This window comes from Sulfuriroseicoccus oceanibius, from assembly GCF_010681825.2.
In the GTDB taxonomy this organism is placed as follows: Bacteria; Verrucomicrobiota; Verrucomicrobiia; order Verrucomicrobiales; family SLCJ01; genus Sulfuriroseicoccus; species Sulfuriroseicoccus oceanibius.
Genome location: NZ_CP066776.1, coordinates 1,821,891 through 1,847,781, shown reverse-complemented (window position 1 = coordinate 1,847,781; position 25,891 = coordinate 1,821,891). Strand labels below are relative to the sequence as shown.

The following is a 25,891-nucleotide window of genomic DNA, read 5'->3' as shown; positions in this document are numbered from 1 at the left end:
TCATTATGTTTTCAAAATCACCCAACCCAGCGACCCGTCCGGCTACCGGACGGGTCGCGTTGTTTGGTGGATCGTTCGATCCTCCCCACCTCGGCCACCTTGAGATCGCCCGCGCCGCAATGGAGGCCGCCGACCTCGACTGTGTCCTCTTTCTTCCCTGCGCGACATCGCCCCACAAAACCGCCACCCCGCCGGCCCCGGCAGAGGATCGCTTGAGGATGCTCAGCGCCTTGGTCCACGGACACGAATCCTGGGCACAAATCAGCGACATCGACCTCAAGCTCCCCTACCCGTCATTCACCTGGCGCACCCTCAATGCCGTGCGCCCGACTCTCCCCGAAGGCACCCAACTCTACTGGATCCTCGGTGCCGACCAGTGGAACCAACTCGAACGCTGGGCCGAACCGGACAAACTCCGCCAAACCTTACACTTCCTCGTTTTCCCACGCGAGGGCGACCAACTCGCACCCCGCGACGGCTGGAATGCCACGTTCCTTGAAGCACACCACCCAGCCTCATCTAGCGCCATCCGCCACAGCATCAGCAGCGGCAACCCACGCTGGCACTCCATGGTCTCACCTGAGATCCGCGCGCTGATCGAAGAGCACGCACTCTACCACCCGTAGACAAAAAAAACGGGCGCTCGCCGCAGTAGACGAACGCCCGAAAATCACGACCCAGCGCCTATCGCACCCGGTCAATCGTCACCAACCAGTTCTTGAGGTGAATCGGAGGCAACTCAGCAGGCGACTTGATCGGCTTGAGATCAACCTCAACATCCCCGACACTCACCGAGTTCCCAAGACCCGTTTTCAAATCCAATGGATTGGCCGGGTTAAACGAGTCACCATCTGTCTTCGTGCTCGCCAAACTACCGGAGAAATCGATCAACTTCTCATCAATCTCCGCCCCCCAGCGCACCGATGGCGCAAAGATAGAAATCGGTGGAAAATAAGGCTCCGACGAAGAAAGCCCAGAGCCTACGGGCACCGTTGCTTCTACCATATTGAAATCCTCCGCAATATACAGACGCACGTTAGTGACCAACGAAAAGCCCGATGTCCACCCCGTCATATCCTGCGATCCCCTCAAGGCAATTCCCATCTGTCCTGTTGGCACAGGCATCGCAGGGCGAATAATATCCGTGTTATTGACGTGATCTGGATTTACGGCCAATGAGTTATTCACCGCAGGGTCAGCCCCGTTGGCGAGTAGATAAGCTTGCAAGCGCTCAAGGTCTACGGTGAGGCAAGGAGTGCTATCCCCCACCGCTTCATAGAGAAACGGAATCGTCCAGGAGTCATCAACAGACCCAGCCTCTCGCAACTCACCGGCAGTTCGCGACCAAGTGATCGTCTGCTCGGCTCCGCCAGCCCCCACGTAAGTGAATGTAATCTGCGTAGGCATCTGGTTACCACCGTTTTGCACCGCGTCGACCACTACCTTCATCTTCGCCTGATGGGCGCCCATGGTGTAAGTCGCCCATGGCGTATCCGAAAGGGTGTTGGTGTCTACGGGGTTATCGATAAACTCGTAGAAGTCGAACTCTACATTGAGCGGAATGAACGCCACCCGCCCCGCATCCGCCGATACCGAAGCCGGGAAGAACGACCCCGTAGTCGCCACGTGCGTATCAAGCGAGCCGTCCGTCTGGAACGAATCAGTCACAGACTCACCACCCACCGTCATACCAGCAGCAGCATCAAACCCCTTGCGTGATGCCAATCGATCGAAGTTTACCGCACTGTCAGCCTTCACAGTCTCTGCGTAGGCACCACCCTCCACGGTCACCCCTGTCCAAGCACTTCCGTCGGCGAACCGCCCAAGCTCCATGAACGAATCCGCAGTCAATGGAATCTGGGTTGGCACCTCGTAAATCGAAAGCACGTAGGTCCGGGTCTCAGTAGGCACCCCCGTGGCCGCCGCATCCTCTGCGCCATAGGTTACATTAAACGCCCACCAGTTACGCTTCGCCACGAACAGCCCCCCCTGCTCCACATATCCGAAACGAATATCCGGATACGGGATCAAGTTGTAGTCACTATAAGTTGTGGTCGAAAGCGTCGCATACCCAGCCGCATTGAGCCCCCAGGTCTTCAAGTTACTGATCAACGGATAGGTCGCATCATTGACACTTCCCGCATATGCCAAAAACGGAGGATAATCCCCAGCTGGTTGAGTTCCGGTACCAGGAGTCACCAAGCCGGTTCCTCCATCCACTGGCGAAATCACGGACGACACCGCTGCAATGTTCGAGTCGCCAATGTTGCCGCTACGCAACGAAGCAGCCAACCCGAGATCAGCAATCATGTCAGCCGTCATCGCCGACTCGGCGTCAGCCACGTCCAAAGCCTCCTCAAAAATAGCATTCCACGTCAACTCATCCGCCTTGGTTGCCGCTCCGCTTTGCATCGCCTGAATCGCCTTGTTCGGCACAATCGCCACCAAAGCCCGCAGCAGAGCGTCCTCACGCTGGGAGTAATCGGACTTCAACTGCGACACCATCTGGTGGTCTACCGACGAGATTCGCGCTGAATAAGCCACCAACAACATGGCAATGCAGATCAGCGAAATGCTGAGCACCACCATGGTTGAAACATACCCACACCGCCGAACACGCACCTTGCCTTCCCCGCGCTCTACCATCATTCCCTTGGTTCGATCTCTGCTCATATCAATTATTGCCCTCCTCCGGCAAATGTCAGTTCTTCACCATTCGGCCCGGTCACCGTACACAGAACCACTCCATTACTCACCGAGAACACCACATCCTCAGCAGCCGATGAAATTGTCCAGGATGGGGTCGCAGGCCAACCACTCACTGAATCGTAATTGTAATAATCCAGCGTCTTCCCATTCACATCAAAATCAATCATCCCGTAATCGTAACCAGTGGACGGACTACGGAAAGCCAGCAACAACGACCGCGCACCCGTGGTCACCCCAGCTCCACCAGTGATCGCTACATTGCTCTTGCTCGAAAACAAGCGCACCGAATCGGCACTGAACATCATACGCGACAAAATGTTACTCACCTGCGGGGACTCATGCAGCAGGAAGGATTGACGTTGAATATACTGCCCGAAAAACAACTGGTTGCTCAACATGCTCATGGCACCGGCGGCAATCAACATTGCCACCATGATCGCGACAGTAAGCTCAAGCAAAGTCATGCCACGGCGACCGCGCACCACACGCTTCGCTGATCGAGGGAAAGGGAGGGTCTTCATGGGGTGAATATCTCGGGGGGGGGCTTATCGGGAGCGCACTACGGTTCTCACTTTACGGTACGCGTCATCACCCACGGTATAGGTCAAAACACTCTTCAGCCGCCAGACTTCAACGCCGGCAGGGTTCGTCACAGAGGTACCTGTACCGCCATCTTCAGCTAGATTGTTGCTATCCGGAATGCGGGTGCGCACCACGGTTCCATTCAGCACCGCTCCACCAGGCAGTTTACCGACTTCCACAGTCGTCTCGGCCGAGTCTGGATAGAGAGGCCAATCACTGGAGTTCGACAGAAAATCGTCGTAGGGAACCTGCTCGGCATATGCCTTTTCGTAAGTCAGATAGGCATCCGTCATGTTTTGCATGATCGTCCAGTTTCCTGCCTCAAGCACATTCAGGCTGCTTTTGAGCAGATAGAGCGCGATGAAGACCAGCAAGCTCATCGCAATCGAAGCCTCTACCAACAACGCTCCCGATTGCTTGATCCGCCGCCTTGCCCGATGCCGGAGCGCATTAGCTTGCATTCCACGCCCGGCTTGCGTTTTCTTTGCGCCGTGATTCTGGATTCCCATCATATCATTCGCTTGGTTCTCTGCTGGATGGCTCTGACCCTCCCTGCTCTCGCCGATACGCTCGAACTCCCCTTCGGTATGCAATGGGGTGACCGTCCGTCGAAAATTCTCGACTGGGCTCAGTCCGAAAAACTCGATGCCGACATCTCGTTGCCCGGCAACGATCCCAAACTCAGAATCATCCACGTCAGTGCTGCCAGCGGCAACCTGCCGGGACACAAGATCGCCGGCATCACCACGCGCTATCGGGATGGCCGGTTGTTTGAGATCACACTTCATTATTCGGGGGAGGGGTTGGCCGTGCCGACGGTAAAGGGACAGTTCCTCGCAATCAAACGCCAGTTAGGAAGAAAATACGGGGGCTTCCAAACCAACAGGATTGACCGCTCGAACGACGACTCCGTTCGGACAACTTCAGAAGCCTATCACGCCGAACCATCGCCAGGCATTCTAATTATTGGCATTTTTACCGAAGTTTTCGACGATTTGCGAAACCAGGGCCTCGCCAAGTTCTCGTTCATCTACCGCAACCGCAACCTCGAACGCATGCTCAGTACCCCGGCCCCACGACCTTCACCGACCGACCAACCCAACGCAACCCGTTGAGCACGCGCAGGATCCCGGCAACGTCAAATACAGACCGCCCCTAACCAACACCTTATCTCAAAACCTCCCAATCCACTGTGAACCAGGTAGCCACAAATCTGTAACGATCCCCACCATTCGTCAAAGACACAAAAAAAACCGCCCAAGTACACCCGATAGGAATCGAACCTATATCTACGGCTCCGGAAACCGCAAAAACCAACGCATTTACAAGGGCGAGAGGACACGATACCACCTTGATACCACATTTCGGTTGTCTACGGCCTTATTTCGGGATAATTCGTTTCCATGCGCAACGAAGTCATCATGAGGCGTATCAGCTACCGAAGTTACCGGTGGGAGGTCGTCTACTACGAAGGGGGCAAACGCTACCGCAGACGCTTCGTAGGAAAAGCCGGTGAAGACGGAGCCGAGGCCTTCCGCAAGCAGAAGCAGGAGGAGCTCGACGACCACGGATCCAAACACGATCCTATCACCGATGAAGAGCGCAGGGCTGTGCACTCTTTCCGCGAGCAGGCAGCTGCTATGGAGGGAACTCCAACTCCCCCGAAACTCCAGGACGCTGTCGACCTCTACTTCGAACGAGCAGGCATCAGAAAGCGCTCCCTGACGTGCTCCGAAATCGCCGAGTCCTTGAAACGACGCATCGCCGCCGAGGGTCGATCCGAAGTGCATCAAAGCAATGTCACCTACCGACTCAAGGCATTCACCGACAAGTACGGAGAGTGGCTCGCTTGCGACGTGTCCCGCGAGGTAATCGATGACTACCTCACCCACCTCGGTCTGGCCGCCCAAACCGTCAACAACCATCGCCGCATCCTACATCAGCTCTTCGCCCACGCGATCAGGGAAGGCGCAACCAGCGAAAACCCGGTCACCAACGCAGTGAAGCCCAAGGTGGTGAGCAACCGCACCCAGATTCTCAATCCGAAGCAGGTTGCCGAACTGATGGAAAAGGCAACCGACCGACTGATCCCGGCTCTGGCCATCAGTTATTTCGCTGGCGTAAGACGCTCGGAGATCGAACGACTCGACTGGGCAGACATCGACCTCGAAGACCAGCATATCGAGATCCACGCCGAAAAAGCAAAATCAGCCAAGCGTCGGATTGTGCCGATGAGCGACAACCTCAAAGCATGGCTGATCCCCCACGCTCAAGAAAGCGGTCCGGTAATCACCTCCCCCGCAATCCATCGCAATGAGCTCCAAGATCTTGCAGCAAAGATCAGCTTCAAGATCCCGGCAAACGCCGGACGTCACTGTTTTGCCTCATACCACCTGGCAAAGCACGAGAACGCCGACAAACTCGCTCGGGCATTGGGTCACCCCGACGCCTCACTGGTCTACAACACCTACAGCGAACTGGTGAAGCCCAGAGCAGCAGCCACCTACTGGGCGATCACTCCACCATCACACGAAAAAGTCACCGCCATTCGCAACCAAAGCAACGCAGGCTGAAGATAGCTGATCGCTCGCTGAGTGACCTTAGTATGAGAGCAAGGATCATCAGACCCACTGATAGCTAAAAAAAAGGATTCAGCCTCCCCCGGCACACGCCGAGGGAGGGGTTCTTCATTTTGGGATCAATGGGATGGGTAGACCTCGTAGCGACGGTTGAGCCAGTAGCGCTTGATGACCTTAAAGAGAAGGATCATCGAACCAAGAGCCAGAATGATCGGTGGCATTGCCGTCATCATGTTGGTCATGTTCTGCGCAACCTCGGCACTGAGCAGCGTCCACTCCACCGCGCCTTTCAGCACAGCGGTAAGTGACGGCACCAGTATCACGGCACACACCATCAGCACCACGCCTACTGCCACGTTCAGGCGGATCCACTCACGCAGCAGACCACCCGGGCTCAGCCAGTACTCGAAGCTCAACACCGAGTACACCAGTACTTCGACGGTTCGTTCCGGCCAACTCAGCTCAGGCAAATCACGATCGATCGCAGGTTTACCAACCGGTGTGGGATTCCACACCGCATAGCGCTCGCGCTCCAGCTTGGCTATGGCACGCTCAGTATCCAAGGTGAACGACCGGGATCCAGCCGCATCGACACCCCATTCGTCATCGGAATCATTCTCGTGCTGCATGACGCCTCCCTCTAGATCCAATGGATGTTCCAGCAAAGAAGCCAATCACTGCAACGACCCCGAGTCCAAAGGCCGCGAGTTCCCAGTGTTGGCGGATAGAACTTTGCTCTTCCACCCGGTTTTCAGCTTCGACCCGCAGCTCCTGCTCCTGCGCACGCATTTCCTGCTCGCGCAGCCTCATCTCCTGCTCGGTGGCGATGACCTCTTTGAGTTCATCAATCACCCGCTGGTCGGTAATGGGGGGAACAGGAATCTCGGTTTCCAGCTCAGTTTCCACGACGGGTGGTCGTCGCACCTCTTGCTCACCGCAGCTGCTTAGCAACGCAAGTAATGAAAGGCCTAGAGCCAGCCATACAATCAAGTTCAATACTCTCATATCGTCTTCATGGGTTGTGCCCGGAGACGAACCGAGCCGGACCACCACACTGGGCGGATCCGGCTCGTTGGTTCGCACTCCCGGGCGGGTTGGTCCCTCAGCTCAATCCAGCCACGCGATCAAACAGCCCGTGCAGGGCCTGACCACGGGCGATCATCATTTGAGGGTTGAGTCCCTTGTGCACCTCGGTAAACGCGTTGAACAAACTCCACGCATTGCGAGGCAGGAACTCATCATGTGAGGGCTGCCGCCACTCCTGGAGCACATGCGGCACCTGCGTCGGTGTGATGGCCCGGCAATCAATCGCCTTGATCACCAGGTCATGCACCGCCGTCGTCGACAACCGACATCCACGGTAGGCCTGGATCCTATCGTCCAAATGATGGAAACGATCGCCCAGCTGGCCCACGGCACGTGCCGTCAGGTGGCGCAGATCCCGCACCGCGAACTTGGTATGCTTGCGGCTGATGCGCACCTCGCCGGTAAAAGCGAGATTGTCGCAGCACAACACATGGGACCCAGCCACCAGTCCGGCCGGATACGTCTTGTCGTGACTGTTGCGGATCCCGACCACCCAGCCATGCTCCTGGGCCGGACGCCCCGGTACGTTCACTTCGAACACACCGAAATAGCGCATCCCCTCGTGACCCAGCGCATGGCTTTCCGCCTCGATCACAAACCCCGCAGCCTCCAGCTGGTCCTCCACCTCACCGATCAGCGACCGGTGTGCCAATGGATACCAGGTGGAGGTCGGAGCCGGAGTCGGCGTGTCAAACACCTGCTCCCGGCTCACATTCTTCGCGCCGCAATGAAGAAGCATCCCCCGGCGTGCGGCACGACGCCCGGGTGCTTTGGTAGTTAATGCTTGGAACATCATATCAATACTTGGGTTGGCGACTCCCCCACCGGATACGCAAAACGGGAGCCGCTGCCTGGTCTGGCATGGGCTCCCGTCATGGCGGATCCAGCGAGGGAATCCGTGGTTTGTTTTCTCAGTGCCAGTTGCGGCACTCGGTGCGGTAATCACACCAGGCGCAGTGCTGTCCCGGACAAGGCACGAAGTCCTCGCCCTGCACACCGCGCACATAGCTCACAATCATCTTCATCAGGCGGCGTGCCTGATCATTGCTCATCGGAGCCAATGTGGTGACCGCCAGCTTGGGTTGTTTGGTCTTCACCAAATGATGGATCTCCATCCCACCTTCCTCGTGCCCGGTTGCCTCACGGTAGAGCACCGCATAGCAACAGAGTTGGATTTCGTTGAGATGTTCGGCCATCTGCGCATCGGGAGCCCGGGCAGCGGTCTTGAAGTCCACAATCCGCCCCCCGGAGCGCACCAGGTCGATCACTCCAACCAACGGCGGCAGACCGGCTGCAATGAAGTCCCGTTCCACCTTCACTTCGACCGCTTCGGGTCGTTCATCCAGTGGAATCGGAGTCTGCTCAAGGTAATGACAGAGCACCCGCCACGCCTGGTCGCGGAACTTGTCCTCCTCGCCCTGCCAGTCGATACCCCTTTGCGCCGCTTCGCTCTGCCAGTAATCGGCAAAGAACCCGCGCAGAGTGTCCACATCGGCTGGCTCGCCACGCCATCGGCGCAGGTTCCACTGCTGCAGCACCGCATGCACCGCCGTCCCCACAAACAACGCAGGCACCGGAGGCTTCACAATCCCAGCCACATAGCGGAAGTAGAACTTCAAGCGGCACTCCGAGAACATCTTCAAACGCGAAGCTGAGATGTAATCAAGCGCCCCGCTCTCTTCCACCGTGGCTGGAGGCTCTTTGAGAGCAACTGGTTGGATCATCGCCCACCTCCCCGGTAAAAGACCTTGGCCTTGCGTGGAGGCGCTCCATTGCGCTTGCCAGTGTTGCTGTTTTCCAGCAACTCACTGATGAAGCCGGAGGCCTGCAGCTTGTTGAGCTGCTTGACCCCCACCCCGAAGCGCTCATGGGCGAGCTGATCCACCTCGTTGCGGTCGAGCTGGTGTTCATTGACCAGTTTGACGATGAGCTCCTTTTGTTTGTCAGAGCACACCCAGTGGTCGTCGCCACCATTGCCGGTTGCGGTGGCCGATGGTGCGCCCTTGCCATTGGCGGCACCGTATTCCCCCTCGGGCACAAAGCCCACCTGCTGGATCTCACGATCCACCGCATCCTGCAGCAGGTTGTAGAGCCTTGCGGCCTCCCCCTGCACGTCTCCCATGTCCACCAGCTCGGTCTCGACCGAAACGGTGAACTGATGCGAGCTGTAGCCCGGAAGCCCGAGCCGTTTGGCATAGTTTGCTACTAGTTTGACTGCCATATCCTGGTTCCTTTCATGTATTTGGGTTCTACCGGGGCACAAAAAAGCCCGACCAACACGGGCCGGGCGGATTGCACCTCCGGATTCTGGTTCACGCTCACCCCACAAGGTGACGCGTCTGCATTTTCTCCCGCAGAGCAGGATCGGATTGGGCTGACTTCCAGCCATCGGTGTCCCTGAGCGCCTCAACCAGCAACTCATCCACCAAACGAGTCATCGGCACCCGCCGACGCTTCGCCTCATGGTAGAGACAGGCCACCAAAAACCGATCAATCCGGGGAGAGTAGTGGCGTAATTGAGCCATTTTCTCTGTCGGTTAGGTTCAAAAAAGGGGCCACCGATAGCTCGACGTCCCCTTCATAGTATTATGGCAGAAATCAGGGTAAATTTTCACTCCGAGCAGCTTCACAGCTCCGACTTGCGCACTTCAACCACACCCAGTCCAAAGCCCGCCACCTCACCATGCAAACAACCCGACTTACCCGATGCATCTCCACCCTCCGGGTCCTCACCGGTGTGTTTTTCAGCTACTCAGGGATCACCAAGATCATCGACCTCCCCACTTTCCATAACGCCGTCATCAATTTCCAACTCGTCGACGGCCAGGCCGCACAATGGATCACATTCCTGGTCCCTGTCGCCGAAACCCTGCTCGGGATCACACTCATGCTCAACATCATGGCTCTCGGGTCGTCGGCTCTACTTGCCGCCATGATGGTTGCGTTCACCCTCGCCATTGCAGTCGCATGGTCACGCGGGCTCAACATCAGCTGCGGCTGCTTTGGCAAGCTCTCCGAAGGCACCGTCAACTACCCACTCAAGATCGCCTCCAACATAGGCATCATCGCACTCCTTGCCATTTTCTTCGGATCCTCGCTACGCTCCTCCGGGCGCTCTCGCCAGCCACACGCATCCTCCACCTAGAGCTTCCCCTGCCGCACCAACTCCCGGCGGAGCTCGGGGTAGCCCCCGGCCAGCACGTACACCGTCATTCCCGTCCCCAGCTCCTCCAACTCCGAGCGCACCCTGTGGCTCTCTCCACACTCCGTCGACGCACAATACAAAACCACTCCACCCGCATAGAGATCCACCCCTTCCATCTCCTGCTCAAACAACGCGTCCAACAAATCATCGCCTTCCAGCACCGACACATTGATCGCCCCGTCCACATGAAAGCGCTCATACTCCGCGTGCGGACGCAGATCCACCCACAGCAGTTTATCCATTGCCAGGGCATCGCGGGCCAAAATCTCTCCCTCACCCAGGTCGGCCAGGGTCAGCGCCTCCCCCAACTCCGCCGCATCCGGATGCACCATCCGCACCAGCATCGCAACGACCGCCACCGCCACACTCAGCGCCAGCAATTGAACAATCAATCGCTTCATCGCGTGACCTGAGCAAAAATCACATGCTTGCGGTACTTCTCAATCGGGCAATCCGTCTCGATCCGGATCATCCCAAGCTGAGCCCCCTGCAGCTCAAATGGAGTCACATCGATGCGGTACCGCTGCCCCGCCACGACCTCCACCACGCGCACCTCCATGTTCTTCCTGGTGGATGTCGCAGCCATCACCCGGATCGGGCTCTCCCAATCCATCGTCACTTCCACAGACCGCGTGACGCCCGCCTCCCCGACCCGCCACTGCAGCTTCTTCTCCGAAACCACCACCAACTCTGGAACCACCGCACGCAAGGTCAACACCTGCTCGGAGCGCGCACCAGAAGCATCCGCCATCACCACGGTCACCGATTTCTCAACCGCTCCGCTCTTGCTGCCAACCTTGAACAGAGCATCCACATGCCCCTTGCCGCCAGACTCCACCATCCGCTTCGGCCCTACACTGAGACACGCCCCGCATCCGGTGCGGAACTCAACCACATCTACCGGCCCACCCGTCTGGTTCTCGTACAAGAAACGCACACTTACCTCATTCTTGTCGGGCTCTACCGGGATCTCAACCACAGCAGACTCAAAAGTCAGCGCTCCTGCCCAAACATCACCGGCCACCAACAACACCAAGAGCACCTGAAACAACCGGCCAATCACACAACTGCACATTCCTTTCACGATAGCCACCTAACACCCAACAACCAACCAACGCAAACGTATCTGCCGCAGCTTCCAACCGATCGACCACCCACTGCCGCCGGTGGCTGAAATCCTGCCCCGAGGTGGCATCCACGCCGCACAAATACGCCCGCCGCACGCAGCGGCTGATGCAATGATAGAAGGTGTCCTCGTCATCGCGAACCACTAGGGATCTTGCCGTCGTCATGTAAACGATAACGCCCGAAACCGCCCATCAGATCCCAGAAAATGCCTGTCCCGGTTTTAGGGGATTTGGGGTTTCGCGCCTGACGCGCTTTTGTGGGCAGGGAGGTCATTTCATTCCGTTGGCACGCGAGGTGCTATGGGTTTGCTACATTTCTTACTGTGCTTCTTGTTTAATCATTTCGACCACCTTTTCGAGTTGCAACTCGCTCAACATTTTTCCAAAGACGATACCCCCAGAAACTTCAATCCAAGGTGCCCGTCCTTGCCACGCCGAACGCCGAACACAGATCGAAGCAGCTCTATCAAAATTGTACTCTCTCCCCCCGAAACTACGCTCTTCCACTTCTACCAACCCATTGATGTGAATCGTGACTGTAAGCCTGTAAATACAACGCTTCAAAAAGAGAGGAATACCGAAAGCAAGAAGAACAACAGCAACCGGCATCAAAAATATCGGATTGCATACAACATGAGACACCATGTGAAAGTAGCCTCCCATCACCGCCATGATAATGAAAAACAAAATCACAAACGCCCCACCCAGCACCGGCTTAAACAGCCTCATGTGAGCATGCGCGTCAGGCCTGAACTCTCGACAAACCTCCATACTTACTCTCCCTTCAAAGGATGTGGAAACGTCGTCACCTGGTTGACTTCAACATCACCCCCAAACCCTCCTAAATTGTGAGAATACTGCAGCGACCCGAGCCACAAATCAACGCTGATATCAAGCGACGCCCAAACATCAACTCGAACAGGTTTGACATTCAGGCTGCAACGGTCGGATGGGCAATCAATCTCAACCGAGGACGACACTTGAAAATTCCCATAGAGACCTCCCCGAGCTTGGCGACTTTTTCCATAGACTGATACAATAAAACTGGGACATGCATCATTTCTAACCATCCGCGACACTCTGCACACCCGACAGCTCATCGGCAAGCCATTTCACTCCGCCTCCGCCAATTCCCGCAGATTCTCCCTCAAATAGGCCGATTCCACGCGGTTTCGCCCGAATCCCCACACATCCAGGGCACAACAAATCCCGCACGGCTTCAGCAACCACGCGGGCTCGTCGGTTCACTCACGGCTCAGCGAGTTCTAACCGTCGCTGGAGTACATCAGCACCGCAGGACGCTGGCCGCAGAACCATTTGCGCCCCACTCGCACAGCCGCTTTGGCCAGCAGACTCAACTTCGCGGCAACCAAATGCCACGTCCCGCCAAAGCGCTCGACGCTCGCCACCCAGTTCGCCGCATCCAGCTCCAGCCGCTCCAGGATTGGCGCGATCTCCGGGTCGACCGCCCCCCGTTTGTCACTGCGGATCCGCCGCCCGGTCACATCCACCAGCGCGAGATACTCCTCAAGGCTCACGCCCCACGTCCCGTGTTCGTGATCCAGCGCCACCGAACCGATCGGTGCCAGCCACGCAGCCCCGGCAATCGCCTGGCGCGCACGGTTCAACTCCGCCCGTTGCTCCTCGGTCGGCTGCTCCGCCCTGCCCGCGGCCGCCACCACCTCGCGGGCCACCTCGGCCTGAGCCCGCACCGCCACACTGGTGAACGCACTTTGCTCCGGAGTCTCCGCCACCCGCGCCCGCACCGGGTTCAAATCCACATAAACCAAACAAGCCGCCACCGCTCCCTCGTCGTCGAGCCGCTGTGACTTGAAACGCCCCTGCCAGAACACACCAGTCACGCCATCTTCCTTGTTAGCCGCGCGGGCAATCGGCTCCTTCACGTACTTCATCACCCAGCCCAGATCCGACAACCGAGACCGCCACAGCGCCACCTTTTCCTTGTTAGACAAAATCCCGGCCACCTCCTCGTCACTCGGTCCGACCGCTTCTCCGGCGTCATTGCGGGTATGTGGGTAAAGCCGCAGCCAGCGGTCGACCACGTCGCGATCCGTCCACTCCCGCGCCCGGCTGACCTTGGTTTGCAGCACGACGTGGAAGTGGTTTTCCATCACCGCATAGCCGTAGACCGCGATGGCAAAGGAGTCAGCAGCCGCTTCCAACCGATCGACCACCCACTGCCGCCGGTGGCTGAAATCCTGCCCCGACGTGGCATCGACGCCACACAGATACGCCCGCCGCACACAGCGGCTGATGCAATGGTAGAACGTGTCCTCGTCCGGTCGGACGGTGAGGTTTCGAGCCGTCGTCATGTAAACAATAACGCCCGAAACCGCCCATCAGATCTCAGAAAATGCCTGTCCCGGTTTTACGAGCGTTATCTGCGCGATCTGATCGAGCGGGTGCCCAAGATCAAGGGTGGTGACTACGCAGCGCTGACGCCGTCGGCGTGGGCGATGGCTCAGAGCGAGCCACTGCAAGAGCGTCTGTCGGCGTGATCAATAGGCAGATCCCTGCCAGAGCTCTGCCAGCTTCAAGGGCGGTCGCTCGGACGCTTACGAAGCGGGCAAACTCAGCTCCGCTCATCGCACTCTGCTCGAAGAGATCGAGCAACTCCTCGCGCCGCTCACGGCTCACGCGAATCCTGCCTGCGGAGTCTGTTTTGATAATCTGCGCTGCGGTAAACTTCTCAGCTTCAGGGATGGTTAGTGTCGTAGTTTCCATAGCTACGACATCTATCAATTCTTATCCAATCCGGAACAATGACCGTACGGTGGTTGGATGACCGCTTACGTAACACCTACGATCAGAATGGAACCAAAACACGATCAGAGCGTGGAAATCTCACGCGGATCGAACGACATCAATTTGGGAAAACCGCCCGATATCAATTTGGTACGTAACAGCTACGACATCTATCAATTTTCAACCAATCCGGAACAATGACCGTACGGTGGTTGGTTGACCGCTTACGGCAATACCACCCGATATCAATTTGGTACGTAACAACTCACTTGACACCTGCAGTCATTCTGCGGATGGGGGTGTCCTCTGGCGGCTAACGGCCGCAGGCCGTCGCCCCCTTGGTTTATCTACTGGGCATATTTGACCGCTTTTCAGGGTCATCCTCGCTTTCGGACGGTGCCTGCACTTCGTCGTTTTTGTGCCTTTCTGAAACTTGACCTGATTCACCATCCACCAGCCATAGCCTACCTACAATCAAAGTATCACCAACCCAACTGTACTCAGAAAACCCAAACACATATCCGTCATTGGTCACACAGTCTAGATACTGAGGAACAACCGTCAGCTCATTCTTACCAACGTACGCCTCCATCAGAACCAAGGCCTCTTCAATTGACAAATTAAACGTACTAGTAATTTCTCGATACGAATCGCTCCCAGCGGGGTGAAATCCTTGCACAACTCTCCCGCTTGCACCATCTGGCAGGCAGCCTCGCAGCACAAATGGACTAAGAACTAATAGCAACACCCCAACTATCAGCGCTCCAATCCCTAGTCTTCTACATCGTCGAGTCATCATTCATGGAATATGAAACTTCTGCGGGCTTATCCTTATTCTCTCCACAAGTATGCGTAAGAGCTGCGGCTTGGTCTACTAACGCCGCTGGCAGCACCGTTTCTAAACCTGCCCCTCCGGCATTTAGCGAATCACATACCAAAGCCGCGCAATGACTGTTGATCACTGAATACACACCCTCCTGAAGTTCAGACGCTTTCGCCTCGATCTTGGCAGCTTCCTCTTCACAAACAGAAACCTTGATTGTCACAATATCGCTTCCGCCTACAAAGTCTAGATACTCCTGGACGTCTCCGAGACCAACCTCACCCTTCGTATTTCGGTTGTAATAAAGATCAGGGTTATCCCAATGAGGTTCTGCGTCTGACCACCATATATTTGACCCTGCTCGAATATCATAAAACGCTCCACCAACTGCAATCCCTGCGTGCCCATAGTCTCGCCCTCCCGTTGGGTCGACTGGGCGACCGGCAGGACCTGTTGGGTTATCGCTTGTCATATCGACCCATTCCGAGACACGTAATGGCAATCTGATCAAAATAGTAACAACCACACACTTATCATCATCTCCCGCAGGAGTACCATTTTGCACAAGTGAGTCCAAGTGATCCTTGCGCTGTTTGGCCACTGCCGCAGCAGTCTCCTTGAGGTACCGAACATCATTGTAATAGTCATCAGGAGACGGAGCATGTGCAGTTGTTGCGAGCCCCAAATAATCAACGCGATCACCCCCCCCACTTCTGAGAAAACTATAGAGATTATACCCTCCTCGCTCCATTATTGGATCGCGCCCAGGCCATCTGCCTGTGATTGGATCGTAATAACGATAGCCGTAATAGTACCAGCCAATCTCATCATCTTTCGGCTTCGTGCTAAAGCGGTAGCGGAAGTTATCCACTGTACCAGTCGATTTCACAACCTTGCCGAACGCATCATACTCAAGGTGCACGGACACGTTGCCGCTGGCATCAAGGTACTCGCTGATGTTTCCGTTGCCGTCATAGGTTGGGAAGAAGTGATCCGTGACTGGGGATTGGGTATTAGGGTCAGTGCTGTGCTGGTGCACAGAAAGCAGGCCTCCGACACCACCAGCTCCCTGCATCGATCCCGAGAGATCGCTGCCCCAGACGTAAGAAGTTACTAGTTCGAAGTTTTCAGTGTTCAGTTGGTATTCAGCGATGACGTTCCAGTCGTCGTAAATGAAGGCTGTGTTCACGCCACCAGAGACCGACTTGTGAACCCTGCGACCAAGAGCGTCATATGCGTAGGTGGCGATGGTGGTGCCATCGCTTTCGTCCTTCACTTCAATGAGGCGGTTTTCAGCGTTCCACACGAAGTTGCGGTCGCCACTGGTGCCGTTGTTCATTCCGGCATCGTCTGTGAGGTTGCCGTCGGCATCGTGAACTGGAGCGGCAGCACCCACCGCAGTGTACTGGTTGAGAGCATTGGCGGAATAGGACGTAGCCGACGCATCAGTCGGATCGGTCAGACCTTCCACGCTTGCCGTGCGGTTGCCGATAGCATCATAGGCAAACCCACGGTCGAAGGCTGGACTGTTTGCGTCGTCTTCTTTGACCACCTGGCCCAGGGCGTCGTAGCCCCATGTGAGGTCGCGGACCTGAGCAAAAGCAGATCCCGACGTCGCAAGACTCTCGCGTTGGCCGATTTCATTCACGCTGTAGTCATAGGCCGAAACCACGGCCGGAGTCACGGCATTTGTGGCGTTGGATTTCACATCGAGCACGTTGCGATTGTTCTCCCAGGTGTTGGTGACGGTGTGCACCGGTCCGGTCACCGTTGCCAACAAGTTGGAGTTCGCCAAGTAGGCATAGGTGAACGTGTCGCCCCCGGAGGACACCGAGCCAAGGCGGCCTGCGGCATCGTATCCATAAGCGATCGAGTGCTCCGTGGTCGGGTTGCCGTCTGGCCCAAGAATCCCCTCATTCAAGAGAGAGATGCTCTGTGGTCGAAGGTAGTCGTCAACATTGCGGTCAAGAACCCGAGTGACGTCCGCAGTTCCATCCGCATCAAGATCGAGCGCGATGGTTTCGGTATCGAGGGTGAAGTCGGTGTCGTCGTACGCATAGGTGTTGGTGCTGACTCCATTGGTCACGCTGGTCTGACGCCCGTAGGCATCGTAGGTGTAAGTCACATTCGGCGTGACGCCGCCGTCATTGTAGCTCACCGAGGTGAGTTGCCCGGCGGTGTAGCCGTAGGTGGTGGTGAGCGGGACCCCTGCGGTCACCTCGCGGGCCCAGGCACGGGTCGCCAAGCGTCCGGCAGCAGTGTAGGTATAGCTGGTGCCTTTGCCATCGGCGTAGGTCTTGCTGGCGAGCCAGCCACGCTGTGGCGAGAAGCTCCAAGTGGTCTTGGCTGAACCTGCGGGAGCGGCTGCGGTGGTTTGATCCAGCGTCGGTGCGCTCTGATAGGTGTGCAGGGCGGTCATGCGCCCCTGCTCGTCATATTCGTAGAAACGAGGATAGGTCTGCGCGCCCCACGTTGCCTTCACCTGCCCGGTCGGGTAGTAGCTGGTGTGGGTCACGTTCGTCAAGGTCGCTCCGCTGGCATCGAGCGTGTCTGGAGCATCAACCGTGAGGCGACGCCCCATGTTGTCGTAGCTGAAGCTGGTGGTCGTGCCGTCGGTCGAGGTAATCGACGTTGGCTGACCTGCAGGCGTGTAGCCGTTGATGACGGTGGCTCCGATGCGGGCGTCCGTGGACGAGGTGGCTCGACCGAAGTGATCGTAGGTGTGAGTAGCGAGTAGCGTGTAGCCAGTAGGGTCGGACACATCAACGCCAGCGGCGTACGTTGCCGCCGAGGCGAGCTGTCCGTCGGTGTAGGCCTGCTTAGACTTGGTGCCGTCTGGCTTTTCCGAGATGACTGTCCATGCACCGTCGACCGGCTTGGTCCGAATGGATGTCGAGGTACCAGCAAAGGTGACAGATTTCGCCTGCAGGCCATCGGCGGAGCGATAGTTCGTGGTGATCAACTTGCCATTGACCGTGGTGGTGGTGCGGTAGGCGGTTCCGATACCCGATGTATTGCCATCCACCACATCTGATTCGGTGACGGTGATGCGAGTGCCGCCAGCGGTAGGTTGGGTGACGGTGGTACGCTCGCCTTCGGCATTGTAAGCGTAGCTTACGGTGAGGCCATCAGGGTCGGTCACCGACTTGAGCTTGAAGCGGCTCCCCGACGGGGCGCTGCGGTCGAAGTAGGATGTCACGGTCTCCGAACCGTCCGCCTCGGCCGACTTAATGGCGCGTCCAAGCGCATCGTAGTAAGTTGTAGTGGCTTGCGAGGTTCCTCCAAGCGACGTGGTGGTCACGATACCTCCTCCATTGAGCGTATGGGTACCGTAGCTCATCGAACGATCAGCCACAGCGGATCCCGATACCGACTTGGTGCGTCCATCACGAAACGTCGTAGTGATGGATTGGGAATCGTCCGGATAGGTCACGGTGGTCACTTTGCCACCACTAGCAGGATAGGCGATGGCGTAGGTGGTCACTTCGTGTGATTCGTCGCCATCAGCATCCGGAGACGTTGTGCTGATAAGCTCACCGTTGAGCGCCTTGGTGGAGGAAGAGACAAAGAGAGTTTCGCCTCCGGCTAGGCGTGAGGTGTTGGTAGTACGACCGGTACGCAACGAAAGCGTGGTGATTGGCGCACCTCCAGCCGATCGGCGCGTGACCGTCTTGTAAGTCCGACGTGCCGGGTTGCGGAAGTACTCGGTGATCGATCCGTCGCGGGCAATATGCTTTGCCAAGCCGCAGCAACCGTACTCCTTGGTCTCGGTGTCGGTGGTGTCGCCATTGTAGACGATCGTGGTCGGGCGGCCGAAGCGGTCGGTAGCCGTGGCTTCCCAGCGGTTGAGCTCCAGAACCGCACCAGCATTGATCGCCGAGCTCACCTTTGCAACCACCTCCATGGCTGCATTATATGTGGTGACCGTGCGAGAGCCATCGGTGATCGCGGTTTTGCTTCCAGCGCCACGATCTTCGGTCACGATGAAGCCACCATTAGGCGCGGACGCGTAAGAGTAGACGGTGTAGGTGCCGTCACGGTGCTGGGTGTACTTTGGACGACCGGCGAGGTTGTGATCAGCGTGATCCTCGGAGTAGCGAGCGGTAGTGGTCCATACGCGTCCGTCATTGGTGAATCCACTACCACCCACCGGATCCTCTCCAGCAGGACCGCTCCAGTATTCAGGAATCTCAACCGAGGTGGTGCCATCCCAGGCACCGCCGTCCCATTCCGAGTGAACGAACGCTTTGCCGCCGTCCGAGGTGCCATATTCGGTAATGGTCGAAAGAGCAACCTGCACTCCCCCGAGATAGGTCACGGTCTTGTATCCGTTGTCGGAGATGGTCGAAACTTCCTTTTTGGCCATCTCCTTCTCGTCGATTGTGTAATCGAGGTATGAGCTGTACCGGGTCAAGGTTTGAACCGGCGAGTTCTCGCCTCCGGCGTACTCGTAATAGACCCAGCTTCCATCCGGGCGCATGATACTCTTGAGGCGGGCATGGACGAAAGAGTCGCTGTATTCACCGACTCCAGCAACAGGACTCCAGTAATCGTACGTCGTGGTGCGAGGAGCTTCCGAGCCATAGCCGGTGGTGCAGGCCACCAAACGACGGTTCGCAAGTGAGGGCTCCTCGTAGACAGCTGGCACCATTACAGCTGAAGCGGTTCCGCCGGCATCAGGCTTGCCATGGGTACTCGAAGGAGTGACCACCTTCGGATAGTGACGATACTGCTCAAGCGTGTGGGAGATCACATGCCATCCTCCGGTTTGCCCAGAATTTGCGGTATCCGCCTGCTCCTCGATCACGCGCTCGATGAAGTAGTTCTTCGCAGGATCCTCTCCCGGCACTTCACTGTAAGTGAGCGTTTGACGGCGCCAAACCAATCCATCAAGCGAGTCAGTCGAAACCAGCACCTTGTTCCCAGAAGCATTGGTGGACTCGGTCAACGAGTGCACGGCGATGACCGGTGCGCCCTGAGGGTCGGTGATCGTGGTCAAAGTGAAGACCTTCTCACCGGAAGCATTGGTCGAACCGCGGAACTCAAAGCGCTTGGTTGGCTCAACCGCAGTGTTGAGCAAGGAGCGCACCTCAATATCAAAGCCACCGGACGCGTATGTTACCGTTGCGTGCATGGTGTCAGAGGTTACTTCCGCATAAAGGTCACCGGTCGAAGGCGCAGGAGGCATCACAGCAGGAGCGAGCCCTCCGAGATTCCCTAGCGAGTAGTCCGTATAATTAACTTCAACTTGAGAGTTTCCTGGCAGCCGCAGGGACGCTGGATTCGAGGCTTGCTCAATGTCCATCACCGACAGAGACATGGACACAGGGTAACGACGAAGGGTCCCTCTCGCGCCGGAAAACAAGCTTTTCGTAAGCAACCGAGGATTGCGCAAGTGTCCCAATTTACCAGGCTTGTAAAAGCCAGGGTCGACCACATTCGCTTTGTACATCCCACCCAAGCTTCCATAAGGCGCCCAGCGGGTGGTCCCCAAGCTCAACATAAACTCGAAGCTGCCATCATTTAAGTTATGACCTTCAGGCCCACACACCGCTAACGAAGTCTCTGGAACCGAAACTTCCTCCTCATCTTCCTCGGGGCAATTATCGCAGCCTCCCTCAGGCTTGCCACAGCCTCCATCAAGTGGCGGATTGGTAGCGAATGAGGGTTGCGCAACAGCAACTAGAAGACTGAGAGCGAGGGCAGATCGTTTGAGGAGCTTTAAGGACATGGGACGAACAGTGAAAATTAAAAATTTTGAAAAGAGGGGGACCAGAGAGGTCAGATCATGCGGATGAGGACATCCTCAAGCGGGATTGTCACCCCGGAGTTTGACGCTATCTAGCGAGCAGCTTGTTGATCGCAGCGGCCGCAGCGAAGCGCAGACGGGGATCGGATTGAGCGATGGTTTCGAGAAGTTGTTTGCGCTCGGGATTTCCGTGCACACCAAGAGCAGCGACAGAAGAAAGGCGGACAGATGGCTGGGTGGATGGGTCTCCAGCGAGTTGGGCTGTGAGAGGCTCGAGCTCACGGACTCCAGCGATAGCTGCCGCCTGCACCACGGAAACCTTGGTCACTACAGTGGCTTGCGCTCCCCCATTGAGAAGATCTGAGAGCTGAGGCGTGATGCGCTGCCACACGGGACTCGCAATCTCAGCGTTCCGGGTTGTGACATCAGCCAACGCCATTGCCGTGGTGCCCGGAATGCTCGTATGGCTGAGACTTTGGTCTACGATCAACGCACCAAAAGTGTCGAGAACCGCGATGACCTGCGCGGGATCTGCCTCCCCCGGGCTGGATTCGGTTGGTGGCACCACCCACATGGAAAGGTGCTGGACCGCGTAGTCGCGTACGACCGGATGGACTTGCGGGTTGACCATGACCGACGCGAGTTCGGCGGTATAGCGGTCGGAACCAATCCCCTGCTCGCGCATGACCTCCATAATCTCATTGACGACCACAAACCAATTTTCAGGATTGCCCGCTGGCTGCTGAGACATGCATGCGAAGAGCGCATCGATCTCCTGCTCGGCGAGCTGACCTGGAACCAAAAGCTGGTTCGCAAGCTCGACACGCTGCTGCCAGGTCAGGGTTTGATCCAGAAGAGCATTCAGCTTGCCAGTTTCGTGCCGTGGGCTCGCTGTTGCTGGGGCCGGGGCAGAGGCAGCGTGCCGCTCTTGAGGAGCCTCAGGAAGCTGGGCACCCTCAGATTCGGGATCCTCCGGGGTGTTGAGATACCAAACCACACCGGTCGTCGCGATGACGACCGTGGCCAAGATGGTTGGAAGATTGGGTTTCAAAATTCAGAAAGTTGAAAGCTGCGCGCTTCGCGCGGGTGACTTGGTGGCCGGGCTGGAGACCGGCGTTCCAATTATCGGCGGCCGAGGTATTCGCCATCGGCACCGTAGATGTCGATGTAGTGGCAATAGCCTCCTTCCATGCCCTCTGGGACGAGGAACTTGAGAAGGTAGAGCCCTTTGTCGATTTGATCGGCTGAGATGGTCATCACGGTCGAGCCATCAAGGAAGGTCAATCCGGAGCGGAAGATCGTCACTTTGACGTAACCTCCCTCAGGTAGATCCGACACAACCATTGGCGTGGTGAGAATCGAATACCCCGGCATTCCCGGAGCAGGCTGGGAGACACTCAGCTCATTCTGCAGCGCATCCGAAACGCCGATGGCAGCCACGTCGCCGATATCAGCGAGCGGACCGTCCGGCCAGAGGCGGGCCATGATCCCGTACCCTCCGCCCCATTCCGGCGTAAGCTTGAGGCGGAAGTGGTTGCTATCAACCGACTCTACATCGCCGACTACCAGTCCGGCACCACCGGAAAAGGCAAGGTTGCGATCGACATCCGCATCGGCGAGCTGGACGTGGTTGACCACGTTTTGCGCGACGGATGTGTTGTCCGGAAGGTTGGCGTGACGGACGGTAACGGTGAGTGTGCCGGTGCTGCCATCGCTATGGGTGGCGGTGACCGTTACTTCGCCTGGGTTGTTGAATGTGTGGATCTGCGTGGCATTGCCGGTGAGAGCATAAGTGGCATTCTCCGCAGTGATGGTCGCGGTGCCCGAGCCATCAGCAAGAGCAGCAGTCAGCAAGAGACTGTCGCCGGTGCGGACGGTGAGTGATCCTCCGTTGAGCACATTGGTCTCGCTCCAGTAAAGCTCACCGGTGTCCACCAACCCGCTGGTGTAGCCCACCGAGTACGGGGTGACCGCACCGGTCGGGTCGAGATCAAGGTTATACACCCAGTGCGAGCGGTCGGCACCAGGCGTCACGTCGATCTGGTTGACGGTCATTCCATCACGAACAGCAGCGGAGCCTTCCAGAGTGACTGGAGAAACCGCAGAGGCCGCACCGTGAGGGAGCACGAAGTCGACTTCCGCCAGCTCGGAGGCGAGCCAGTCGGCGACGCCGTCGTTGTTGGCATCGACACCTCCGGCCTTACGTACTTCGATCGAGTCAATCATGATCGTGCGGCGGGCGATGTAGTTGTCGATGTAGATTTCCAACGTGTGGGCGCCGGGATCAAGATGCGGTGTGATAGCACGCAGCAAGGCCTTGTGGTCGGAGCCGTAAACGAGGCGCTGACGACGGACCTGCTTGCCGTCGATTTTGACTTCCACGTCGATTTCCTCACGAACGCGCAACGAGCCAGCGAGCGTGGTAGCTGCATTGATAATATGCATACCACCCTCGGTGACGTTGAAGTCCCAGCTAATGGCACCACGGAAGGTGTCGGAAACGAGACTTCCATTCACCTCCGACCATGCGAAGTCCGACGAAGTGAAGGTCGGGAGATCGATAGTTGCCGCGAGGGTCTCAACCGCTGCATCGTTGACCAACGGATCGCTGCCGTAGGCGCGCAGTTCATCAGCATCGGAAATCCCGTCGTTGTCGGAGTCCGCCTTGGTTGGATTGGTACCAGCCAGATATTCCTCACGGTTGGTGAGACCATCGGCATCGTAGTCGCCCCACTCACCTTCGCGCAGGCGGTCGGTGAGCCCATTATCAATCACACTCAGGCCGTACTGCTGTTCCCACGTATCCGGGAGATAGTCGTCATCGGCATCCGCAGGCTCGACCGCGTAGGACGAGACAAATTGCATATCGAGCGGCTCACGATCTTGGCCCGGACGTGCCCATGCCAGGGAGATGTGGCAGGCACCGTCATACGGCTGGGAAGACAACACTTCGATGAAGTAACGCTGACCAGCTTCCATCTGAATCGGACCGCTCATCTGACTGGCGTAAGTATCCCACAACGCGGAAGAATCGCGATGGATGCCATGCCCGGTGCCAACCTCCGCACCCAACATCGCGTATAGCGACTTGCGATACTTGGTCTCGTCCGAGCTAATCCACAAGTGGGACGCGTTGTTGGTGCTCAACCAAAACTGATACTCACCACTCTCCGGAGCAGTCACATAGCCACGGATGCGCCAGCCGGTGGCATCTTTGATCCCAAAGAAGCGATTCTGATCATAACGGAATCGCAGCGCTGGTTCCTGATAGAACACATCATCCTCGATCAAGCCACTGACGTCGAAAGCAAAGTGATTATCCCAACGCTCGTAAGTGAAATAGCCAGGGATACTGTTCCCTTCGAATGCCAACGTTCCCTGCAGACTTTCCTCGTAGTTGGTCAGCGTATCCTTGTCCGGATCCGCCGCACCGGAAAAGTCACCGCCCTGCGCAACGGCTGGATCAAAGCCATTGGCGATCTCCCAGTCATCCCGCAGTTCATCGCCATCGAGATCGTTCGGATCCGGGTCATAGGTTTCAAAATGCGATGGATCAACCAGCGAGCGCCCGACATAAGTGCCGATGGAGCTCTCACGCCCGAAGACCTCAACCTCAGCCATTGAAAGGTGATAGTTGCCACGTCGGTTCGCGCCGAGCATCTCGACACGCACGACAGATCCGGTCACCGCTGTGCCCAGCTCCCAGTGCTCGCGAGCCCCAGTATAACCACTCTCGGCATGGAAGTCCTGCGATGCCACCACCGCCCCGTTGCCATCAAGCACACTGACACGGTAGTTGGAAAGTTGATTGGTATAGTTGTCGGTACGGTTCCAGATCACCACACGGTCGATCAGTCGCTCCTGACCAAGATCCACCTGCCACCAGGCATCCGCCAAGTTCGATGTGTTGGTGTGGCTCACGCTACCGTTCCAAAAGTTCCCATCCCGGTTTCCGTCGATGGCCCGATCCGCAGTACCGCCCCACCCTGTCGACCCCTGTGTCGCCACAGCAGCGCCATCACCCGCCCAGTTGGTCAGCGGAGTATCCGAGTAACTCCAGGCAAACGCCGCGCTGTCGTTGCCATAGTGCTCCTTGTGCAGCAGCTCGACATAATATCGCTGGCCGGCGACCAGGGAAACTGGCTCACTCTGCTGCCCCTGCGGGAAAACGTCCCATTGCCGGGAGCCACTGTGCTTCGACAACTCGGCAATCGTTTGTTTATCGAACTTGGACGTCGTCGGCGAAAGTGAAAGCCGCACCGTGTCGTCACCAGCGATCCAGAAAGTGTACTCACCAGTTACCGGAGCCGTCACATGCCCGCGCAAACGCTGACCATAGGTGGAGCCGTAGTTCACCGGCAACTCGGACGATGCATGATCCCCGGTACGTGTAGGCGTCATGTAATAACTCTCACTGAGCAGCAAGTCATCCAGAGCCGTTCCTCCCAGATACCACCACTGGTCGCGCGTCAGAGCGCCCTGGGTACCGGCGGAAGCCACCGCAGCGAACGCGAACGACCCTGCGACAAGCATCATCCCCGACCGGAGAGAAGGAAATACATGAGAGTTAGAAAACATGACGCGTGCACCTACACGCGCACACACCTCAACGCAAAACAAAAACGCGTTACTGTTTGTTTTTTTTCACAGCAACCACACAACCCACTGAAAAGTCGGCACATAAGGAGCATTAAAACCGGCACCGTTCAAGCATCGCCACAGGAACCACTGCCCCCCCCGCCATGGACAAAAGCAGGCAAATCAGCATAGACTGCAACATGCGCCACAAGGCTACAACTCGCCTCGCCCCTCAGACATGCCCGATGCACCGACATCACCCCAGCAAGGCACTCGTCTCCCGTATCAAGGACCACGCCCTTCTGTGGACACTCATCGTACTACAGCTCGCGACGCTCACCATCCGCCATACCATCCCATCGACGCTTAGCTGGTGGGCCGCCCTCGCACCACTCACCATCGGCCTGACAGCACTTCTATGCATTCTCAGTGCTCGCTCTCCCCTTGACGGCGAGCACGTCATCAAGCGCCCAAGCAGCCTCATTGCACTTCTCTCCTCCGCACAGGTTTGGCTTCTGGTCACTCGTTACCTGCTCACCAACTGGACACCCGGTATCGCCCAATGTCCATGGTGGATGGCTTGGTCGCCATCACTGATTCTGTTGATGGTCTTTGCCATCCGAGCTATCGGCAGCAAGAGCAAATCACGCTGAATCAAGGATCGCTGACACCTTGTCCGCCACAGAG

General features: G+C 57.2%; 22 protein-coding genes. 5 read left to right on the top strand and 17 right to left on the bottom strand.

The window, feature by feature from the left end:
• Positions 1–5: 5 nt before the first annotated feature.
• Positions 6–626, top strand: a complete 621-nt coding sequence (gene nadD / locus G3M56_RS07455; protein ID WP_164361654.1) for a nicotinate (nicotinamide) nucleotide adenylyltransferase — start codon at positions 6–8, stop codon at positions 624–626.
• A gap of 58 nt (positions 627–684) precedes the next feature.
• On the opposite strand, the gene G3M56_RS07450 is transcribed toward nadD, so the two are convergent.
• From G3M56_RS07450 to G3M56_RS07440, 3 genes are read right to left on the bottom strand one after another with little or no spacing between them, the layout of a single operon-like run.
• Complete coding sequence (locus G3M56_RS07450) at positions 685–2,673, bottom strand: hypothetical protein (protein ID WP_164361652.1); 1,989 nt, start codon at positions 2,671–2,673, stop codon at positions 685–687.
• A 5-nt stretch (positions 2,674–2,678) separates the two neighbouring features.
• Complete coding sequence (locus G3M56_RS07445) at positions 2,679–3,230, bottom strand: PulJ/GspJ family protein (protein WP_164361650.1); 552 nt, start codon at positions 3,228–3,230, stop codon at positions 2,679–2,681.
• 24 nt (positions 3,231–3,254) lie between these two features.
• Positions 3,255–3,803 (bottom strand): hypothetical protein, encoded by a 549-nt coding sequence (locus tag G3M56_RS07440; protein WP_164361648.1) that lies wholly within the window; start codon positions 3,801–3,803, stop codon positions 3,255–3,257.
• 24 nt (positions 3,804–3,827) lie between these two features.
• Between G3M56_RS07440 and G3M56_RS07435 the strand changes: the two genes are divergently transcribed.
• Positions 3,828–4,406, top strand: coding sequence for a hypothetical protein (locus G3M56_RS07435; RefSeq protein ID WP_164361646.1), 579 nt, complete (start codon positions 3,828–3,830; stop codon positions 4,404–4,406).
• Positions 4,407–4,694: 288 nt separating this feature from the next.
• Positions 4,695–5,864: a tyrosine-type recombinase/integrase gene (locus G3M56_RS07430; protein WP_164361644.1), complete on the top strand. Its 1,170-nt coding sequence runs from the start codon at positions 4,695–4,697 to the stop codon at positions 5,862–5,864.
• A 125-nt stretch (positions 5,865–5,989) separates the two neighbouring features.
• Here the strand turns inward: G3M56_RS07430 and G3M56_RS07425 are convergent, their stop codons facing one another.
• The 6 genes from G3M56_RS07425 to G3M56_RS07400 form a co-directional block, all read right to left on the bottom strand.
• Positions 5,990–6,499, bottom strand: a complete 510-nt coding sequence (locus G3M56_RS07425) for a hypothetical protein (RefSeq protein WP_164361642.1) — start codon at positions 6,497–6,499, stop codon at positions 5,990–5,992.
• Complete coding sequence (locus G3M56_RS07420; RefSeq protein WP_164361640.1) at positions 6,483–6,875, bottom strand: hypothetical protein; 393 nt, start codon at positions 6,873–6,875, stop codon at positions 6,483–6,485. Before G3M56_RS07420 ends, G3M56_RS07425 begins: the two co-directional genes overlap by 17 nt.
• 97 nt (positions 6,876–6,972) lie before the next feature.
• Positions 6,973–7,752 (bottom strand): DUF932 domain-containing protein, encoded by a 780-nt coding sequence (locus tag G3M56_RS07415; RefSeq protein ID WP_235203311.1) that lies wholly within the window; start codon positions 7,750–7,752, stop codon positions 6,973–6,975.
• A 115-nt stretch (positions 7,753–7,867) separates the two neighbouring features.
• Positions 7,868–8,680, bottom strand: a complete 813-nt coding sequence (locus tag G3M56_RS07410; protein WP_164361637.1) for a RecB family exonuclease — start codon at positions 8,678–8,680, stop codon at positions 7,868–7,870.
• On the bottom strand, positions 8,677–9,177 hold the full coding sequence (locus G3M56_RS07405) for a hypothetical protein (RefSeq protein ID WP_164361636.1): 501 nt from the start codon (positions 9,175–9,177) through the stop codon (positions 8,677–8,679). The genes G3M56_RS07410 and G3M56_RS07405 overlap by 4 nt, the downstream gene beginning before the upstream one ends.
• Before the next feature lie 97 nt (positions 9,178–9,274).
• Positions 9,275–9,481 (bottom strand): hypothetical protein, encoded by a 207-nt coding sequence (locus G3M56_RS07400; RefSeq protein WP_164361634.1) that lies wholly within the window; start codon positions 9,479–9,481, stop codon positions 9,275–9,277.
• A 158-nt stretch (positions 9,482–9,639) separates the two neighbouring features.
• Here G3M56_RS07400 and G3M56_RS07395 point away from each other — a divergent pair, with 158 nt between their 5' ends.
• On the top strand, positions 9,640–10,101 hold the full coding sequence (locus G3M56_RS07395) for a MauE/DoxX family redox-associated membrane protein (protein WP_164361632.1): 462 nt from the start codon (positions 9,640–9,642) through the stop codon (positions 10,099–10,101).
• On the opposite strand, the gene G3M56_RS07390 is transcribed toward G3M56_RS07395, so the two are convergent.
• The 8 genes from G3M56_RS07390 to G3M56_RS07355 form a co-directional block, all read right to left on the bottom strand.
• Positions 10,098–10,562: a rhodanese-like domain-containing protein gene (locus G3M56_RS07390; protein ID WP_235203309.1), complete on the bottom strand. Its 465-nt coding sequence runs from the start codon at positions 10,560–10,562 to the stop codon at positions 10,098–10,100. The two genes, G3M56_RS07395 and G3M56_RS07390, sit on opposite strands and share 4 nt — an antisense overlap.
• On the bottom strand, positions 10,559–11,236 hold the full coding sequence (locus tag G3M56_RS07385; protein ID WP_235203649.1) for a DUF1573 domain-containing protein: 678 nt from the start codon (positions 11,234–11,236) through the stop codon (positions 10,559–10,561). Before G3M56_RS07385 ends, G3M56_RS07390 begins: the two co-directional genes overlap by 4 nt.
• A 370-nt stretch (positions 11,237–11,606) precedes the next feature.
• A complete protein-coding gene (locus tag G3M56_RS07380) occupies positions 11,607–12,017 on the bottom strand; it encodes a hypothetical protein (protein ID WP_164361626.1) in 411 nt (136 codons plus the stop codon).
• A gap of 536 nt (positions 12,018–12,553) precedes the next feature.
• Entirely contained in the window at positions 12,554–13,621 is a 1,068-nt protein-coding gene (locus G3M56_RS07375; protein ID WP_164361624.1) for a transposase, read from the bottom strand.
• A 100-nt stretch (positions 13,622–13,721) separates the two neighbouring features.
• Entirely contained in the window at positions 13,722–14,033 is a 312-nt protein-coding gene (locus G3M56_RS07370; RefSeq protein ID WP_164361622.1) for a hypothetical protein, read from the bottom strand.
• 800 nt (positions 14,034–14,833) lie between these two features.
• Positions 14,834–20,011, bottom strand: coding sequence for an RHS repeat domain-containing protein (locus G3M56_RS07365; RefSeq protein WP_235203308.1), 5,178 nt, complete (start codon positions 20,009–20,011; stop codon positions 14,834–14,836).
• Between the two features lie 703 nt (positions 20,012–20,714).
• Positions 20,715–21,677, bottom strand: a complete 963-nt coding sequence (locus G3M56_RS07360) for a HEAT repeat domain-containing protein (protein WP_164361618.1) — start codon at positions 21,675–21,677, stop codon at positions 20,715–20,717.
• Between the two features lie 71 nt (positions 21,678–21,748).
• Entirely contained in the window at positions 21,749–25,162 is a 3,414-nt protein-coding gene (locus G3M56_RS07355) for a PA14 domain-containing protein (protein WP_164361616.1), read from the bottom strand.
• A 287-nt stretch (positions 25,163–25,449) separates the two neighbouring features.
• Here G3M56_RS07355 and G3M56_RS07350 point away from each other — a divergent pair, with 287 nt between their 5' ends.
• On the top strand, positions 25,450–25,857 hold the full coding sequence (locus tag G3M56_RS07350) for a hypothetical protein (protein WP_164361615.1): 408 nt from the start codon (positions 25,450–25,452) through the stop codon (positions 25,855–25,857).
• Positions 25,858–25,891: the final 34 nt, after the last annotated feature.

Bases quoted from the DNA above. Each gene is read 5' to 3' on its own strand.
- nadD (WP_164361654.1), top strand. From the start codon at position 6: ATGTTTTCAAAATCACCCAACCCAGCGACCCGTCCGGCTACCGGACGG.
- G3M56_RS07450 (WP_164361652.1), bottom strand. From the start codon at position 2,673: ATGAGCAGAGATCGAACCAAGGGAATGATGGTAGAGCGCGGGGAAGGC.
- G3M56_RS07445 (WP_164361650.1), bottom strand. From the start codon at position 3,230: ATGAAGACCCTCCCTTTCCCTCGATCAGCGAAGCGTGTGGTGCGCGGT.
- G3M56_RS07440 (WP_164361648.1), bottom strand. From the start codon at position 3,803: ATGATGGGAATCCAGAATCACGGCGCAAAGAAAACGCAAGCCGGGCGT.
- G3M56_RS07435 (WP_164361646.1), top strand. From the start codon at position 3,828: ATGGCTCTGACCCTCCCTGCTCTCGCCGATACGCTCGAACTCCCCTTC.
- G3M56_RS07430 (WP_164361644.1), top strand. From the start codon at position 4,695: ATGCGCAACGAAGTCATCATGAGGCGTATCAGCTACCGAAGTTACCGG.
- G3M56_RS07425 (WP_164361642.1), bottom strand. From the start codon at position 6,499: ATGCAGCACGAGAATGATTCCGATGACGAATGGGGTGTCGATGCGGCT.
- G3M56_RS07420 (WP_164361640.1), bottom strand. From the start codon at position 6,875: ATGAGAGTATTGAACTTGATTGTATGGCTGGCTCTAGGCCTTTCATTA.
- G3M56_RS07415 (WP_235203311.1), bottom strand. From the start codon at position 7,752: ATGATGTTCCAAGCATTAACTACCAAAGCACCCGGGCGTCGTGCCGCA.
- G3M56_RS07410 (WP_164361637.1), bottom strand. From the start codon at position 8,680: ATGATCCAACCAGTTGCTCTCAAAGAGCCTCCAGCCACGGTGGAAGAG.
- G3M56_RS07405 (WP_164361636.1), bottom strand. From the start codon at position 9,177: ATGGCAGTCAAACTAGTAGCAAACTATGCCAAACGGCTCGGGCTTCCG.
- G3M56_RS07400 (WP_164361634.1), bottom strand. From the start codon at position 9,481: ATGGCTCAATTACGCCACTACTCTCCCCGGATTGATCGGTTTTTGGTG.
- G3M56_RS07395 (WP_164361632.1), top strand. From the start codon at position 9,640: ATGCAAACAACCCGACTTACCCGATGCATCTCCACCCTCCGGGTCCTC.
- G3M56_RS07390 (WP_235203309.1), bottom strand. From the start codon at position 10,562: ATGAAGCGATTGATTGTTCAATTGCTGGCGCTGAGTGTGGCGGTGGCG.
- G3M56_RS07385 (WP_235203649.1), bottom strand. From the start codon at position 11,236: ATGTGCAGTTGTGTGATTGGCCGGTTGTTTCAGGTGCTCTTGGTGTTG.
- G3M56_RS07380 (WP_164361626.1), bottom strand. From the start codon at position 12,017: ATGAGGCTGTTTAAGCCGGTGCTGGGTGGGGCGTTTGTGATTTTGTTT.
- G3M56_RS07375 (WP_164361624.1), bottom strand. From the start codon at position 13,621: ATGACGACGGCTCGAAACCTCACCGTCCGACCGGACGAGGACACGTTC.
- G3M56_RS07370 (WP_164361622.1), bottom strand. From the start codon at position 14,033: ATGGAAACTACGACACTAACCATCCCTGAAGCTGAGAAGTTTACCGCA.
- G3M56_RS07365 (WP_235203308.1), bottom strand. From the start codon at position 20,011: ATGCACGCAACGGTAACATACGCGTCCGGTGGCTTTGATATTGAGGTG.
- G3M56_RS07355 (WP_164361616.1), bottom strand. From the start codon at position 25,162: ATGATGCTTGTCGCAGGGTCGTTCGCGTTCGCTGCGGTGGCTTCCGCC.
- G3M56_RS07350 (WP_164361615.1), top strand. From the start codon at position 25,450: ATGCACCGACATCACCCCAGCAAGGCACTCGTCTCCCGTATCAAGGAC.